This is a genomic window from Pedobacter faecalis (genome assembly GCF_030182585.1).
Taxonomy (GTDB): Bacteria; Bacteroidota; Bacteroidia; order Sphingobacteriales; family Sphingobacteriaceae; genus Pedobacter; species Pedobacter faecalis.
Genome location: NZ_JARXOW010000001.1, coordinates 903,897 through 919,141 on the forward strand (window position 1 = coordinate 903,897; position 15,245 = coordinate 919,141).

General features: G+C 45.5%; 18 protein-coding genes. All 18 read right to left on the reverse strand.

The genetic code is table 11. The features are described from left to right. Positions 1–43: 43 nt before the first annotated feature. Positions 44–1,327 carry a sensor histidine kinase gene (locus QEP07_RS03985; protein ID WP_285008632.1) on the reverse strand — a complete coding sequence of 428 codons (1,284 nt, stop codon included), beginning with the start codon at positions 1,325–1,327 and terminating at the stop codon, positions 44–46. Beyond that, the gene (locus QEP07_RS03990) at positions 1,311–2,687 is read right to left on the reverse strand and encodes a sigma-54-dependent transcriptional regulator (RefSeq protein ID WP_285010726.1); all 1,377 of its coding nucleotides are present in this window, start codon (positions 2,685–2,687) and stop codon (positions 1,311–1,313) included. Before QEP07_RS03990 ends, QEP07_RS03985 begins: the two co-directional genes overlap by 17 nt. A gap of 16 nt (positions 2,688–2,703) precedes the next feature. Next, positions 2,704–3,885 carry an ABC transporter permease gene (locus QEP07_RS03995; protein WP_285008633.1) on the reverse strand — a complete coding sequence of 394 codons (1,182 nt, stop codon included), beginning with the start codon at positions 3,883–3,885 and terminating at the stop codon, positions 2,704–2,706. A gap of 27 nt (positions 3,886–3,912) precedes the next feature. Continuing rightward, positions 3,913–5,187: an ABC transporter permease gene (locus QEP07_RS04000; protein ID WP_285008634.1), complete on the reverse strand. Its 1,275-nt coding sequence runs from the start codon at positions 5,185–5,187 to the stop codon at positions 3,913–3,915. A 2-nt stretch (positions 5,188–5,189) separates the two neighbouring features. After that, the gene (locus tag QEP07_RS04005; protein ID WP_256005148.1) at positions 5,190–5,855 is read right to left on the reverse strand and encodes an ABC transporter ATP-binding protein; all 666 of its coding nucleotides are present in this window, start codon (positions 5,853–5,855) and stop codon (positions 5,190–5,192) included. An 11-nt stretch (positions 5,856–5,866) separates the two neighbouring features. After that, positions 5,867–7,345 (reverse strand): TolC family protein, encoded by a 1,479-nt coding sequence (locus QEP07_RS04010; protein WP_285008635.1) that lies wholly within the window; start codon positions 7,343–7,345, stop codon positions 5,867–5,869. Positions 7,346–7,349: 4 nt separating this feature from the next. Continuing rightward, positions 7,350–8,597, reverse strand: a complete 1,248-nt coding sequence (locus tag QEP07_RS04015; RefSeq protein WP_285008637.1) for an efflux RND transporter periplasmic adaptor subunit — start codon at positions 8,595–8,597, stop codon at positions 7,350–7,352. 127 nt (positions 8,598–8,724) lie between these two features. Then, positions 8,725–9,402, reverse strand: coding sequence for a pseudouridine synthase (locus tag QEP07_RS04020; protein WP_285008639.1), 678 nt, complete (start codon positions 9,400–9,402; stop codon positions 8,725–8,727). Positions 9,403–9,404: 2 nt separating this feature from the next. After that, positions 9,405–9,707, reverse strand: a complete 303-nt coding sequence (locus QEP07_RS04025) for a hypothetical protein (protein ID WP_285008640.1) — start codon at positions 9,705–9,707, stop codon at positions 9,405–9,407. Between the two features lie 5 nt (positions 9,708–9,712). Further along, positions 9,713–9,958, reverse strand: coding sequence for a hypothetical protein (locus QEP07_RS04030; protein ID WP_256005138.1), 246 nt, complete (start codon positions 9,956–9,958; stop codon positions 9,713–9,715). 80 nt (positions 9,959–10,038) lie between these two features. After that, a complete protein-coding gene (locus QEP07_RS04035; protein ID WP_285008641.1) occupies positions 10,039–10,770 on the reverse strand; it encodes an acyl-CoA desaturase in 732 nt (243 codons plus the stop codon). Between the two features lie 6 nt (positions 10,771–10,776). After that, positions 10,777–10,962, reverse strand: coding sequence for a hypothetical protein (locus tag QEP07_RS04040; protein ID WP_285008642.1), 186 nt, complete (start codon positions 10,960–10,962; stop codon positions 10,777–10,779). Positions 10,963–11,061: 99 nt separating this feature from the next. Further along, a complete protein-coding gene (locus QEP07_RS04045; protein ID WP_285008643.1) occupies positions 11,062–11,253 on the reverse strand; it encodes a cold-shock protein in 192 nt (63 codons plus the stop codon). 111 nt (positions 11,254–11,364) lie between these two features. Next, positions 11,365–11,796 (reverse strand): DUF6526 family protein, encoded by a 432-nt coding sequence (locus QEP07_RS04050; protein WP_285008644.1) that lies wholly within the window; start codon positions 11,794–11,796, stop codon positions 11,365–11,367. 11 nt (positions 11,797–11,807) lie between these two features. Then, complete coding sequence (locus QEP07_RS04055) at positions 11,808–12,443, reverse strand: peroxiredoxin (protein ID WP_285008645.1); 636 nt, start codon at positions 12,441–12,443, stop codon at positions 11,808–11,810. A gap of 66 nt (positions 12,444–12,509) precedes the next feature. Continuing rightward, the gene (locus QEP07_RS04060) at positions 12,510–13,451 is read right to left on the reverse strand and encodes a DUF72 domain-containing protein (RefSeq protein WP_285008646.1); all 942 of its coding nucleotides are present in this window, start codon (positions 13,449–13,451) and stop codon (positions 12,510–12,512) included. 78 nt (positions 13,452–13,529) lie between these two features. Next, positions 13,530–14,621, reverse strand: coding sequence for a S1C family serine protease (locus QEP07_RS04065; RefSeq protein ID WP_285008647.1), 1,092 nt, complete (start codon positions 14,619–14,621; stop codon positions 13,530–13,532). Between the two features lie 5 nt (positions 14,622–14,626). Continuing rightward, positions 14,627–15,193: an RNA polymerase sigma factor gene (locus tag QEP07_RS04070; RefSeq protein ID WP_285008648.1), complete on the reverse strand. Its 567-nt coding sequence runs from the start codon at positions 15,191–15,193 to the stop codon at positions 14,627–14,629. Positions 15,194–15,245 lie beyond the last annotated feature (52 nt).

A 15,245-nucleotide genomic window follows, 5' to 3' on the forward strand; every position in this document is an offset into this window, starting at 1 on the left:
GTTGGAAGGGGATGTTATGACACGAATATGAATATAGGCTCCATTAAGGCTTTAATTTAATTACAAAGCTTGTTTGCAACTGCTCACGCTCATCGGAAAACTGTTGACTACCAAGGGAAAAATCAAAGCCATGACTTAGCAGGATTTCGCGAACCAGCGTAAGGCCAACACCCTGACCGTCCTTCTTCGTGCTAAAGAACGGGTTAAATAGTTGGTCCTGGACTCCTGCTGGAATACCCTGACCGCTGTCACTGATGCTTAGTATGTGGGCAGTCGCGTCTAATCTAAAATGTACGAGGCCCGACCCGTCAACAGCTTCGATTGCATTTTTTGTGATGTTAAGCAGTACCTGTTCGATTTGCTGCGCGTCGGCATGAATAAAATAGGCGGATGAAGGCAAATCAGACGTGAACCGCACCTGCGCTCTTTCTGCAAACACCTGCATCAGGCTGATCACATTTTCCATTAAACGGCAAAGATCCACCTGCTGCTTATTTGCCGGGCTAAGCTTAGCCAATTCGGCAAAGTTCCGCATAAAGATATTCAGGTTTTCGTTCCGCTCTGATGCAATACGCAGGGCCTTTCTCAGGGCCGGAGGCTGATCCTGCCAAAACCGCTCATCAACCAATACCTGACCAATGATAGAATTTACAGCGCCCACCGTGTTATTGACTTCATGGGCCATCATCCTTATCACCTTGGTATAGGTACTTTTTTCAGCCTCGGCAATTTCGGCAGTTAACTCTTCGATCATCACAAAAAACCGCGAAAAACCACGATCAATAAAATTTGATTTTTGAATTTTATAGGTCTTTATGCTCCCCACCTTAAGCATCCGAGATTCGCCGGCCTTCATGGTCATTATACAACGGATAAAGGCGTTCTGGTCCTCAGCTAAAATCAGTGCTGCCTTAGGATTGATCGTCTTAATTTGCTGATCAAAATCCAATATAATGATGCCCGTAGGAGAAGTATGAATCAACTTCTGCAAAAAAAAATGCTGCGCTTTTTGCTTCGTCCGCTCTTCCCTCAAAGCGTCCATCATCTGGTTATAAACTTCTATAAGCTCATCCACCTCGCGTTTGCCAGTGGGTACAAAACGCACATTGAAATCCTGGTCACGAATGGCATTTATGCCTTCCTTAATCAATTGAAGGGGGCTGAGCAACTGTTGGTACAACCTTATTGCTACCACGGCAGCGCAGATAACAATAAACTCGATTGCGAGAAACAACGGTTTATCGTCCTTGAAAGCGAGGTAGCTTAATGCCAGCAATAACAGATGTAAAAAGCCGATAAAGAATATATACTTAGTCTTCAGTGTCATGAAAAGGTATCTGATACTTCTCCAGCCGCCTGTACAGCGCATTCCGCGTGATACCAAGAGAGGCCGCAGCTTTTGTTATCCGGTTGTTATGAAAACTCATTGCTTTTCTGACCATCTCGATCTCCATTTCTTCAAGAGTCATAGTTCCTACCACTGGCAATTGATGCGTTGTGCGTTTACCGGAGCCGGACATGTCAAGCTGCGCCTTAAAGTCGGCGATTTCCAGCTTAGTTGATCTGCTCACCAGCAAAGCTCTTTCAACGATATTCTTCAACTGCCTGATATTGCCTGGGAAATCCGACTGCTGAAGCCATTTTAGTGCCGCAGGGTCAACACTAAGCGTGGGACGGCCATAAATCTCGCGCAGATTTCTGACAAAATAGTCGACAAGCAAAGGGATATCACCTCTCCGCTCTCTTAAGGCCGGCAGCTTGATGGTAATCAGGTTGATGCGATACAACAAATCTTCGCGGAAAGTGCCCGCACCGACCATCTCCGGGAGATTTTTATTTGTTGCACACACCACCCTGACGTCTACCGATTTACTTTTACTGCTGCCCAGTACTTCATAGGTGCGGTCCTGAAGCACTCTCAGCAATTTAACCTGGCTTGCTGCTTCCAATTCACCGATTTCATCTAAAAATATCGTTCCTTTATGGGCTACTTCAAATCTTCCTGTACGGTCAAAACGCGCATCGGTAAAAGCTCCTTTTACATGGCCGAACATTTCGCTCTCAAATAAGGTAGATGAGATACCACCCAGATTCACTTTTACAAAAGGCCGTTCGCGCCTGTTGCTGTTTTCATGCAGTGCCTCTGCTATGAGTTCCTTCCCAGTGCCACTTTCGCCAAGAATCAGGACAGAGGCATCGGTGGTGGCAACCCTGCCCACAGTTTCCAGAATATCGAGCATTGCAGGATCTTCCGTAACAATCTGCCGGAAGTAGAACTGCTCGTCCAGCGCCTTTCTGCCCACATGCCTGGGCTTCGACGCGCCGAGCTCGAGTAAGGTGGCTACCGATTGTAATACAAGCTCGTTGCTCCAGGGCTTATGTATAAAGTCTGCCGCCCCAAGTTTCATCCCTTGTACGGCCAGATCTATGCTGGCCCAGCCAGTGATGAGTATCACCGGAACATCAGCCGCTATTCCCTTGATGGCTTTTAGTAATGAGATGCCTTCGTGGCCCGACGTGTCTATCGAAAAATTCATATCCAGGACGATAAGACGTGGCCGCACCTGCTCAACGATAGATAGCGCATCTGCAGGGTTGTCTGCTGTAAGCACCTGGTGACCACTGCGTTCAAGCAGTAGCTCCAGGGAAGTCCGCACAGCGATATCATCGTCGACAATCAGAATCATATCCAAATATAGTTGATTATTCCTCATGCAGTGCGACCGCAGGTTGTATTGCCGCAGCTTGTCTGCCCGGATAAAGCGCACATATGAAGACAAGGATGTACACGAATGCCATGGCAGTCAGTAACGCGATTATGTATACCAGCGCAGGAACATTGAAAACGTGGAGAATAGGGAACTGAATAGCGAAGAACACCCCAACCGCTAAGGAAAGGGTCGTTAATACCAGCGCCTCAGCAACAAGCTGTTTGGATACTGCAGAACGACTGGCACCGATGGCCATACGCAAACCTATCTCGGCACGTCGCTGACTGATACTGTACCATAGCACGCCGAAGAGGCCTAGTGCGACATTGATGATCAGAAAACCTGCGATCATTAAACATATAATCATCGGCATGACGGTATTACCATTCTTAGCGTCGCGCATTTCCGTCAGGTGCTGTATTTCAAGATCGGAATTTTTCATAAGCTGCGAGAGCTTCTTACTTAAGCGGCTTTCGAAAGCCGCATCCGCATCTGCATTTACCTGTATGAGCATATGATCTATCCAGTTGAAGGCTGTTGTGTCCATACGGTTATAAAACCCGGGACCCGCAGGCTGAAAATCTCCGTCTGCTTTTACGTCTGCCACTACACCGATGATCCGCATCGGATTTTTATCGTCATAGTCGCCGATAACCTTGCCAACTGCGGCTTCTTCCCCAAACAGCTTCTTTCTCATCGAGGAATTAATTACGATGGCCTTTTTGCCAGAGGCGTCCGATTTGTTAAACCACCTCCCCTCCAGCACTTGCATATTGAGTACTTTTTGATAATCATCTTCAACCTGATAGAAGTTGAGCATACTTATTTGCTGACCTTTAAAGGTTATTCCGGTGGTTGAATGACTGGTAGAATAAGGAAAGTTGGCACTGGTAAATGTTACCTCCTTAACCTGCGGAAACGCCAGGATATTTCGTCTGATATTCTCATAAAATACTTGTAGCGAATCCTTATTCTCTGATTTGAATGGATTTGAATACCGGACGTTCCATACGCGTTCATACTCAAAGCCAGGTGGTTTTGAATAGTTTATTAAATAGTAAACCAACATTGAACATAAGGCAAAGATCACCAGGAAGGAGACGAAGATCTCCGACAGGAAAAGAAAATTTTGCCGGCGTTTATTCCAAATTAATTTAAACAAATGCTTAAACATATGTGTGCTTTTTAAGTGTAAATACCATTATTGTGACTTCAGTGCATGGACCACGTTGAATCTTGACATCCGCCAGGCGGGATAGACACCTGAAAGCAGCCCAAACAGCAGGCACAACAGCAAACCGGCCCCCAGAACCGTCCAATTGAGCGCCAGGTCCAGATCGGGAAGTAGACTCGACTGGTTAAAGAAGTATATCGAGATAGCCGATAGCACCAGGCCTATCAAGCCTCCTATCAAGGTTAGGATCACATTTTCCACAAGAAACTGATAAACGAGCATTTTGGACGATGCGCCAAAAGCCTTACGGACGCCGATCTCTGATGACCGCTCCATAATTCGCGTAATGTTGACATTGACGAGATTGATGGCGGGCAACAACAGAAACAGTAACACCACCAGGATCCCGGCACCTATGGTTGCTGCCAGGCCGGTGCTCTCGTCGTTGCCAAAAATGTTTCTCGAAAATTCCTCGAAAGGCGTATCCGCATGGATATAGAGCTTGTCATATTCTGTATCCGGCTTAAACGATCTGGCAAGCATCTGCTTAAATTCCTGACGCATCTTTGGCACCTCAGATTCTGAACGCGCCACCATTACAGCTCCGAATCCACCGAGGTAGCGGTCGACCAAAGATATCTTGTTTATACCGGGCTGTCCCACACGCCGGTAATCGATCTTGGAAACCGTGTATGGCAGGTATACATCGCTGTAATAGTTGCGGTTGCTTCTGGGCAAGTCGGCCACCACTCCTATAACACGGTAATTCACATTATCCAGCTCAATGTATTTTCCTGCTACTGCTGCATCGTCGCCAAAATATCGCTTTCGCGTGCGTGCAGTGATTACAGCCACGCGGTCGGCCCGTTCCACTGCCGGTTCTGTATAGGAGCGCCCTTCCAGGAACTTAAATTCGGCTACTTCCCAGAAAGCGCCGTCAGTGAACTTATATTCTATGGAAAGCTTCCGGTTATTTACATAGGCATTGGTGGAACTGGAGAAGGTAAATATCGAAACCTTTTCCGGCGTCTTCAACTTGGTGACATAGTGATAAAGAAAATCAAAAGATACTGAACTACCATTATACCAGCCTTCTTTGGTATTCGTAAGCGACCCCTTGGTTATAAATAAAGACCTGCCTCTTTTTACATCCGGATACGCAGGGCTAAAAATCTTGTCCATGAATGCGGTCGTAACCATGAGCACGGTTAGTGTGAGACTGATGCCGAACAGGCTGATGAAAGTAAAAAACTTCCGCCGTTTCAGCACCGCAATCGCTATTTTGTAATAATTTCTAAGCATAGTTATAATACTTGGGATCCATCAAATAACCTAACCAAGCGGTGTGTTTTCAGCGCCATTTGTTCATCATGCGTAACCATCACAATGGTAGTGCCTTCCTTCTGATTTAACCCGATGAGTATATTCATGATTTCATTGCCCATGGCACTATCCAGGTTACCAGTGGGCTCATCTGCCAAAATGATCCGCGGGTTGCCCACGATAGCCCGCGCAATGGCAACCCGTTGCCGCTGACCGCCGCTTAACTGGGTAGGAAAATGCTTAAGCCGGTTGCTCAGCCCTACCTTTTCCAGAGCCTCAGCAGCCAGCCTGCGGCGCTCCGAGGCCGAAACGTTTCTGTAAAGAAGGGGCAGCTCTACATTGTCTAACACTTGCAGATCATTGATCAGGTGATAGCTTTGAAATATGAATCCCAGCTTCTGATTCCTGAAACGTGCCAGCTGCCGGTCTCCATAGCTGGTAACCTCCTGCCCGTCTATCCGCACCGAGCCTTTCGATGGCTCGTCCAGCAGTCCGATTACATTCAGCAGTGTACTTTTGCCACAGCCGGAGGGTCCCATTATGGAAAGAAATTCACCCGGTGCTACATCCAAACTAATGTTATTAATGGCGAGTGTCTCAACCGTGTCGGTGCGGTACACCTTTTCAATGTTTTGTAGTTGTATCATAATAATAGTTCTTAATCATATCTTATCTTTTCATTTTTTTCAAAGTCGTAAAGCGACAGGTACCGCAACTGGTAATATGCGCCCCAAAAATTTCTAAGCGCCGCGATATAATCGCGTTTAGCGCGGTCATTCTCCTGAAAGGCAATACTGAGATCCGTGATGCTGAGATTCCCGAGCACATATCGCTCACTGGCTATCTGGTATTTTTCCAGCGCAATTTCCGCAGCATGTGCGGTGAGCGTCATTTGCTCCTTCATCATATCAAAAAGCGTAACCTGTGTAATAATTTCCTGCTTAAAATTCAGCCGCGCCTGCTCAACCTCATAAACCACCAGTTGCTCATTTGCCAGGGCGGTTTTGGCTCTCGAACGGGACCGCCCCCAGTCGAGCACCGGTATGGAAAGCTGCAGTACCACCGATTGCTGACTTTTTGGTGAGCGGTATACATCGAACACCCGGTTGCCGGCATTGGAATATCCCAGGTTGGCGTTCAATGTGGCATTCAGACCATTCTCACCCTTTGCTTTTGCAACATCCCTTTTTGCTTCAGCCAAACGTCTGGCAAAGGCAATGGCATCCGAGCGGTTCTCATAGGCTTCGGCAAGTACCTTTTCTGTGGGAATGCTGATATCTCCTACCAGTCCGGGCATGATCGCCGATAGGCGGTCACCCTCTTCGATCCCTACATAGGTTCTCAGATTCAGCGTGGCAATCTCCACATCACGGTTGGCAGTGCCCACGGCCTTCTGAGCGTTCAGCCGCTCAAGCTGAAGCTGTAAAATCTCATTTCTTGCAATCTTTCCCAATTCGAACTTGGTATTGGCTATGCTCAGGATCTTTTCTGTATTGGCAAAATTGCTCTCAGCCAGGCGCAGGTTTTCCTGTGCAAGCAGCAAATCGAAAAAATACTCGGCTACCTGCATGGAAATCTCCTCCTGTGATTCAATATAAGCCTGCTGACTTTCACGATATTTGAGCGGTTCTATTTTCTTATCCCATTTAAGGCGGTTGAACTGCAGCAAAGGCTGGGTATACCCTATACCATACGGCGTACCATTATACAATACGGTCTTCCGATCAAAATCACTGAAACGCTGCAACTCTGTCGTACCAAATATAGTCCCCCCTGTAGCCGCGATACTCTGCGTAAAATCAAGCGTAAGCGAAGAATTGTCGTTGCGGATCGGCTGGAAAAGGATCGTTCCATTCGGCTGAAGTACCTGTGCATAGGTTTTGTTATAGCCAGGCAAAATCCCGCTCAGCGCCAGTTGCGGCTGATAGTTTGACCGAAAGGTCCGCCATTCCCAATATTTGGTTTCTTTTTGTGTAATTGCTTGTTTAGCAGCAATGGAATTGGCTTTTGCCCGGGCAACTGCCTCACTCAGGCTTAGCCGGAGCGTATCATCCTGCCTGTTGACCGTAGATGAGGCTGCCGCCACAAGAGCTAGGCCGGGCAATGAGAGAAATAAAATGATGAACAGGGCTCGCATATCTCTAGTGTTCTATAGTTATTTCCCCGGTATATTCAAACTTTTCCATATCGGAATTAATGACTTCTTCACCCGGATTGATACCGCTAACAATCTCAATAAAATCGAAATTGCTCATACCGGTCTTTATCTCGCGCCGTAACGCCTTTCCGTTTGACAGCACAAAGGCATACTGACTGTCGGCACCTTTGAATGCAGCGCCGTTTGCAACACGCACTACCCCATTTCGCTTTTCGGTTACCAAAAACACATCCACCTTCATATTCGGCCTCAGCAGCTTGCTATTCTTTTTGTCCAGTTGTACGTCGAACGAAACTATAGCGTTCTTCACCGAGGGCGATATATTGCTCACAATCCCACGAAGCTGTTGCTGATTAATCCGGATAATGGCGGGCATATTCAATCTGATGGAACCGAGCTGTGCATCAGATATGCTGCCGGCGACTTTATAGCTGCTCAGGTTGGCAATACGGGCAAGGGGATCTCCCTCGCTTACGCTCGCTCCGATATTCTTATTCACCCAGGTAATTACGCCGTCCCGCGTGGCGGTCACATTAGCCAGATCGAGCTTCCTTTTCAAAGCCATTTGATCACTCCGGTGAATCGCCAGCGCAATCTCAGCCTCCCTGATTTCGATCTTCATCGTCTGCTGCTTGCTTTTAATTTCATTTTCAAGTTGCTGCTTTTCAAGTATGGCAACTTTTAGGTCCAGTTCTGCCGCTTCAATATCCTCTCTTGTTCCACCCCCGGCCTTGTACAACCGCTGGGCACTCGAGACTGCATCCTTAAAATTGCTGATGCGAAGTTCCTTGATCTTATTGTTCGAGTTAATATCATAAAAGCTCTTGTCCAGGTCCAGCTTTAGCTTGCGTATCTCATTTTCTTTTGACTCGATCTGGAAACTTAGCTTTTCATATTCAGTTTGAGCAGCGGATTTGTCAAGCGTGAGAATGGACTGTCCCGACCGTATCTTCATACCCGCATCCATCTGCACTTCGCGGACGGCAGCATTTATAGGGCTCACCAATACCTCTTCAAACTCGGGCAACACCTCGCCCATGGCATCAAGCGTATTTTCTATGTCTCCGGTTTCTGCAATAGCCGTAGTGAAAGAGGAGCGCTTAATTGAAGGCTTGATATAGCCTCGCAACAGGACCAGGCTAGCTGTCAATGCCAGAACGATTGTTACGATCGCAGCGATCTTTCTTCGCCTTTTCTTTAATAGAACTGAGTGTTCGATTGGTTTATCCATTATTGTCTGGTTTCCCCATAAGAGGCAATCCAGATACCAATCATAACTATCTACTAAACAATGTCTTACATATAACTAATCAGATAAGAAGTGTTCGATATCGAACAGAATATACGATACCGGGCATTTACCAGCCCATCAAATTCATCACTGCCTTAAACTCTGATCGCAGCCCTGCCCGCAAGATGATCGGATGTCCCGTTAGCGGGTGCCTAAAGGAAAGCTCTGACGCGTGAAGGAGCATTGTGGTCATACCCCATTTTTCTTTGAAAAGCTTGTTTTGTTTGTTGCAGCCATGCGGCCGGTCGCCGATGATCGGATGAAAGATATGCGCAAAATGGCGCCGCAACTGGTGCATACGGCCTGTTGTGGGTGTGGCCTCCACCAATGAATATCTTGAGGTTGAATGTTTTCCAGAAGGTACCGGCAATTCCGCACGCTTCAATGTCGTAAAAACCGTTGTCGCATCCTGCAGCGTACCGTTCTCCTTTGCAAGCGGATAGTCTATGATTTGATGATCCGGCGCGTGTCCGCGCAGGACTGCCAGATATTTCTTTGTCACCAAGCCATTCATAAATTGTTGCTGCATAGCGATCTCAGTTTCTTTATCAAAAGCAAACAACAAAGCACCTCCAGTCTTCCGGTCAAGCCGATGGGCGGGGTAGACATGTCTCCCCACCTGGTCACGCAACATTTGCAGTGCGAATTCTTTTGCATCGCTTGCAATCGGCGAGCGGTGAACCAACAAGCCGTGCGGCTTATTGATCGCGATCAGGTGATCATCCTGATAAATGATATCCAACATGTTTATCGCTCAGTCATCTTGCTAACGTCAATCAGTTGTGGACCGTTTTCAACCGGATAGCCATCAACCACTTTGCCTTCCAGTTTAACCGGCTTTCCAACATACTTGTTTATGTCGACCTTGTCACTTTTAAGCGCATAAGACTTGTCACCTGTTTTTAATAAATGGGTTCCATACTGAAAGGTCGTCATGCCCAGCTCTTCAACAGTTCCGGCCAATGAAACGTGAGCCGACTGACCCGCCCGCTTAACGCTACACCCGGATAGGGCTGCAACTACCGTAAGAACTACAAAAAAATATCTCATATATATCAGCTTGCCATTTCAACAGGCGGCTTACAAACGACCATAATAATTAATGACCGTTGTTTTTCGTCCCTGAAGTTCAATACCAGATTTTTATTCCTATTGTTTTTAATCATCATTCCAAGTCGGGGAAACATGACCGATAGCGATTGAATACGTTGGGTATCGTCACTGTCGACAATTAGAAAAGGCGACGAAGCGTCTTGATTTGCAACTTGTTGCTGGTTTGTTAATGCCTGAAAACGTTCCATAGTGTGTATGCTTTGTTCGAGTAATCGTTTCTGATTAGACGTTCCTAATTCGCTTTTTGCTACACACGACGAAAAAAAATTTAAATGGCCTTACGCAGCCTGATTATACCAAGGTGATGCAAGCTTTTCATAACCGGGTACACCGGGTCTATTTCAAACCAGCGTTTACCAAAATTTGCACTATTTGGATATCTGTGATGGTTATTCTGAAAAAGCTCCCCCAACATTAAGAAATCAAAAGGCGAGGTATTCTTAGACTTATCATTATTATCAAAGTTTGCATAACCATATTTATGTCCGCACCAGTTTACTATAGCTCCATGAATTGGTCCCATTAGATAATGTACAGGAAGCAACAGGAACATCCACCATTCTGTAGCAAAAACGATATAAAATACTGTATAAAGCACACCAAAAAATAACCGTGAAGCAATGGAAGAGCCGATACGGTCGATAACCGGCCACTCGGGGTAATGTCCGCCAAACCGTGCTTCAGGCGCCTTTAAACGTTGCTCATGATCTTTAAAAGTACGCAGTGTCATCATCATTAACTGGAAAACGTCGCGTACAAAATGCGGCGAATGAGGATCCTGTTCAGTATCGCTGTAGGCATGATGCTCCCTGTGCATCAACGCATAGGCGCGGGGGTTAAGAAATGACGATCCCTGAAAAACAAGAGTCATGATATAAAATACCCGTTCCCATGCCCTGCTGGTTGTAAACATGCGATGGGATGCATAACGGTGCAGAAAGAACGTTTGAAAAAACAAAGATGTGAACCAGTGGGCCACAAAGAAAAAAATAATGACCATACTATTTTAACGCTTTTCGGGGGGTGTTGATGATATTTCTCCATACTCGTTCACGTAAGCCATCATATTTTCCAATCCGCCACCAGGGGAATTCTTCTTACGTTCCTCTTTCCGCTGCTTTTTGTCTTCGTGTTTTTTTCTCTTATTGGTCTCCAACTGCTTTTTCATAAAGCTCGCTTGCGATTTTGCCATAGGCTGAATATGATTTAAGCTCATCTATGATGAGCAATTACAAAATAAAAAAGCATTTCCCGTTTTGGGAAATGCTCACGATTAATTTATATAGTCTTCTTAAGCTACTTTTACATTTACCGCGTTTAAGCCTTTACGGCCTTCTTCTACATCGTAGTTAACAGTGTCATTATCGCGAATCTCGTCGATAAGACCTGTAACGTGTACAAAAATCTCCTGTCCGCCGTCAAGTGGAGCGATGAAACCGAAGCCTTTTGTTTGATTGAAGAATTTTACTGTTCCTTTTTGCATAATGATATTTTAAATTGTTTACAAAGGTAACTTAAATTATAATTAAATTGTTTGAAAAAAGGAAATAAAAATTGATAATGGGATTAAAGGATTTTAAAATGACATAGCAAACTACACACGATTGTGGTCTGGAAGCCAAACTTTAATCCTCCTTTTAATGTCGTCAGGCCTCAAATTATCCGATATCGTAGCCTCAACTAAACCCGGTAATTCCATGTCGGAAGCAAAGCGTAAAGCCGCAATCTGTCCGAAACTCAGACGATCTTCAAGCTCTTCTAAACGCTGCTGTGTGAGAACATAATACCGGAAACGCATTTCCGTAACAACCAGCCGATTCTGAAGCGTCAGTGCGTAGTGCTGTCTGAGCAGGAAAGAAAGCCAGCCGATTACAGCAAAGCAAATGGCTACAAGAACCCACAGCAAACGATTCCGTTCGTCAGAAGCCGCCTGAATGGCGGAAAAAATCACCGCTCCTAAAATCACCGGATAAAAAACAAAATGGTGGGGTGCGTAGAATTGGATGTGGTTCTTGTAGTCCTGCATAGTGCTTTAGATTATTTATTTGGCTGAGGCGTTGTCCTTAGATATGGCTTAATGACTTTGTGCCCCTTAGGAAACCTGGAAGGGATATCTTCGGTTTTGATGCTGTTGGCTACAACCACATCCTGACCATCCTCCCAGTCGGCCGGCGTAGCCACACTATAGTTAGCTGTCAGCTGCAACGAGTCAATCACACGCAGCACCTCGTTAAAATTTCTGCCCGTAGAAGCCGGATAAGTAAGCGTAAGTTTAACCTTCTTGTCAGGCGAGATCACAAACAACGAACGTACCGTCAGGGTGTCAGACGCATTCGGATGAATCATATCATACAAGTCTGCCACCTTCCGGTCCTCATCAGCTATGATCGGAAATTCAACATTGGTATTTTGCGTTTCATTGATGTCCTGTATCCAGCCCTTATGAGACTCTGCCGAATCTACGCTAAGCGCCAATACCTTTACATTACGCTTGTCGAACTCCCCTTTCAATGAGGCAGTACGGCCAAGTTCGGTAGTGCATACCGGTGTATAATCTGCAGGATGCGAAAACAAAACACCCCAGCTATCGCCCAGGTATTCATAAAAGTCAATTTCGCCAATTGAAGTTTGTGCCCTAAAGTTGGGAGCGGTGTCCCCGATTCTTAAACTCATAATGGTATATTTAAGTGAAACATTGTCTATCGTGCAAAATAACTAAAAGTCTACAATTCCAGTATACTATGTAAATAAATTACTTTGCCCTGAATTATCAGAACCACCCAGGAAGCGGATCTCAGGGATTCTCGCATTCAGGTGGAGGTTAAACTGCTTTATCGTATAGTCGGCCAGGATAGGCGTATCCTTCTCATCATGCTGATGCAGAAAAAAGTAAACCTCGCTTAGTCCGCCCTCCATCCATATTTTTATTCGCTGCACCCAGTCGTCGATGCGCCGGAAGTCCGATTCTTGATGTTCGCTGCCGTTGCCCACAAACCTGACAAAGGTTTGGGGTACTGTCACTTCCATATGAAGACAATCGCGCCTGCCGCTGGCGTCGGTAATAGCAGCCCCCTTTTTTAAATCAGAAAGCATCGCAAACAACTGCCTGTTCGCATCCGGATCGGCAAACCACGCGGGATGCCTTACCTCTACAAATACCCTGAGGTCCAACGGTAAACTTTCTAAATAGGCCTGGAGCACATCCATATTGTTAGGACCGAAATTATCGCCCAGTTGCAAAAAGCATGGACCCAGATAAGGGCCAAACTCATAAATACTCTTCAAAAACTGGTCGGTCGCCTCCCCGGCGTTTTTTAACCGCTTGATATGACTGATCGTTCTTGAGAACTTTGGAAAAAAGAGGAAGTCTGTCTGACCGCTTTGATCAGCTTTTTCGCGCCATTTGCGAATCAGCTCCGGCTTCGGGATACTGTAGAAGACCGCATTTAACTCTATTGAGTTGAAATGCTTCACATATTCATCCAAAAAATTAGCTTCTTTGGTCTTCGGCGGATAAATCATGCCTACCCACTCCTTCCGACCCCATTTGGCGCAGCCCACATAGAAAGCCGGATCTTTAGCAGGCGCAGACGAAAGTATGTTTAAGGTCTGCCTCCCATCGGCGGGTAATGTAAAATCAACGTCCTTGAGTTCAGCAGATGCAAGCTTTCCGAAATCCATATTAAAATGCGTATAAAATAAAACCCCAAAACTTACAAAAAAGTTTCGGGGTTTATAGAAGATTTGGGGTCTTATATCTTACTTATATACTTTGATCATAAATACATAGTTCTTCAGCTTCTCTACCTGTTTCACCTTAGTCAGGTGCTGCAGTGAGTTCTTTTTACTGAACGGCACGCTGTTACCTAAAGAATCGCTCGGAATGGAATTCAAAGCTTCCTGAATATACCTTGACTTCACCGCAAAGGTAGCACCGTCAACCTGGCTCTGTTTTGCACTAATCACCCCGATAATATTGCCCTGCTGATCCAGCAACGGCCCACCGCTGTTGCCAGGATTCACCGGAATAGAAACCTGATACTGCGTTGTATCCCCGTTATATCCGGTTTTCGAACTTACATACCCTCTTCCATAAACCGAGTCGTCCTTCGGAAAACCAAGCGTATAAACCTCCTCACCCATACCTACAGTATTGCCTTTTAAACGGTAAGGAAGATTTGGCAATGCGCGAAATGCCGTATCGGTAATTTTCAGGATAGCCAGATCGTATTGAGAATCTGTTCTTACCACACTCACCTTATACGACTTACCGAGGTTATCCTGAACTGATATGGCCTCTGCGCCTTCGATCACATGCAAATTAGTGAGGATAAAACCGGTTTCGGTAAGGGCAAAACCTGTACCGCCGTAATTAGCCGGACGTTCATTTGTCGTGTTTTGCGAACTTGAATTGATCTTCCTGATCAGGCTGCTTTGCGAGTTTTTAATCTTACCAAGCTCATTTCTCATCAGTTCAACCTTGCCGATTTGTTCCGTATTCTGGTTAATCGAATATAAAGTAACTATCGTTAACAAAACAAACGAAGCAGCCACCGCTATAGCAGCTTTGTTCTTCCGCCACAGGTTAACTATAAATGAAGGATGTGGGCCCAACGCCGCACTCAAGGCTGGAACATCAATCTGATCATGCGCTGAGTTCATCCGATGCTTCAATTCAGCGACCTCTCCAAACTCCTTCAATGCGTCCAGAAAGGCCTTATGGGTAACAACCTTATGATCTATAGCCGGATCATTACTGCGCAATTTCTCAAACGCAGCAGTCTCATCCGGTGTAAGCCTGTTGTTCAGATAATCTTCAATAATACTGTCTAACTCAATCTCGTTCTTCATTCCCGTTATAATTGAAAAAATAATTTCTTTAACCGTTGCAGACATTTATACTTCTGAGTCTTGGCATTATCTGTATTGGTATAACCGAATTTTTCACAGATATCCTGCATCGACAAATTGTGTATATAAAAGTCCTGAATAATTGTTTTGCAGGGTTCGCCCAAATGAACCAGTGCCGATTGCATTTTCTCAAACTGCCTGTCCCTTTCCTCATGTACCTCCAGATCACTGTCAACCGAGATCACATCTTCGAAGTCTGAAACATTGCTCGTCTTTCTGCTGTTCTGCGTCAGCTTCTTCAGCCAGATGCGCCGACACACAGAGTACAGGTAGGTCTTCAATTTGCTGCTCAACTCAAAATCCCCGCTCCTTATTTTATTGTATAAAACGATGATTCCTTCCTGATACACGTCTTTTGCATCATCTTCGTCACCGTTGTTATTCAATATAAACTGTAAAATCATCGGAAAATACCCGGTATACAATTTATTCAGTGCATCTTCTGAGTTATTCAGAATCCCTAAAACAACCTCTCTATCCGTTGGAACTGAACTGCTTAACTTATTACTCACCAATTAATACATTTTAACGTGAATGGTAACCCAATGATAGGAAAAAAAATGC

Bases quoted from the DNA above. Each gene is read 5' to 3' on its own strand.
- QEP07_RS03985 (WP_285008632.1), bottom strand. From the start codon at position 1,327: ATGACACTGAAGACTAAGTATATATTCTTTATCGGCTTTTTACATCTG.
- QEP07_RS03990 (WP_285010726.1), bottom strand. From the start codon at position 2,687: ATGATTCTGATTGTCGACGATGATATCGCTGTGCGGACTTCCCTGGAG.
- QEP07_RS03995 (WP_285008633.1), bottom strand. From the start codon at position 3,885: ATGTTTAAGCATTTGTTTAAATTAATTTGGAATAAACGCCGGCAAAAT.
- QEP07_RS04000 (WP_285008634.1), bottom strand. From the start codon at position 5,187: ATGCTTAGAAATTATTACAAAATAGCGATTGCGGTGCTGAAACGGCGG.
- QEP07_RS04005 (WP_256005148.1), bottom strand. From the start codon at position 5,855: ATGATACAACTACAAAACATTGAAAAGGTGTACCGCACCGACACGGTT.
- QEP07_RS04010 (WP_285008635.1), bottom strand. From the start codon at position 7,345: ATGCGAGCCCTGTTCATCATTTTATTTCTCTCATTGCCCGGCCTAGCT.
- QEP07_RS04015 (WP_285008637.1), bottom strand. From the start codon at position 8,597: ATGGATAAACCAATCGAACACTCAGTTCTATTAAAGAAAAGGCGAAGA.
- QEP07_RS04020 (WP_285008639.1), bottom strand. From the start codon at position 9,402: ATGTTGGATATCATTTATCAGGATGATCACCTGATCGCGATCAATAAG.
- QEP07_RS04025 (WP_285008640.1), bottom strand. From the start codon at position 9,707: ATGAGATATTTTTTTGTAGTTCTTACGGTAGTTGCAGCCCTATCCGGG.
- QEP07_RS04030 (WP_256005138.1), bottom strand. From the start codon at position 9,958: ATGGAACGTTTTCAGGCATTAACAAACCAGCAACAAGTTGCAAATCAA.
- QEP07_RS04035 (WP_285008641.1), bottom strand. From the start codon at position 10,770: ATGGTCATTATTTTTTTCTTTGTGGCCCACTGGTTCACATCTTTGTTT.
- QEP07_RS04040 (WP_285008642.1), bottom strand. From the start codon at position 10,962: ATGGCAAAATCGCAAGCGAGCTTTATGAAAAAGCAGTTGGAGACCAAT.
- QEP07_RS04045 (WP_285008643.1), bottom strand. From the start codon at position 11,253: ATGCAAAAAGGAACAGTAAAATTCTTCAATCAAACAAAAGGCTTCGGT.
- QEP07_RS04050 (WP_285008644.1), bottom strand. From the start codon at position 11,796: ATGCAGGACTACAAGAACCACATCCAATTCTACGCACCCCACCATTTT.
- QEP07_RS04055 (WP_285008645.1), bottom strand. From the start codon at position 12,443: ATGAGTTTAAGAATCGGGGACACCGCTCCCAACTTTAGGGCACAAACT.
- QEP07_RS04060 (WP_285008646.1), bottom strand. From the start codon at position 13,451: ATGGATTTCGGAAAGCTTGCATCTGCTGAACTCAAGGACGTTGATTTT.
- QEP07_RS04065 (WP_285008647.1), bottom strand. From the start codon at position 14,621: ATGAAGAACGAGATTGAGTTAGACAGTATTATTGAAGATTATCTGAAC.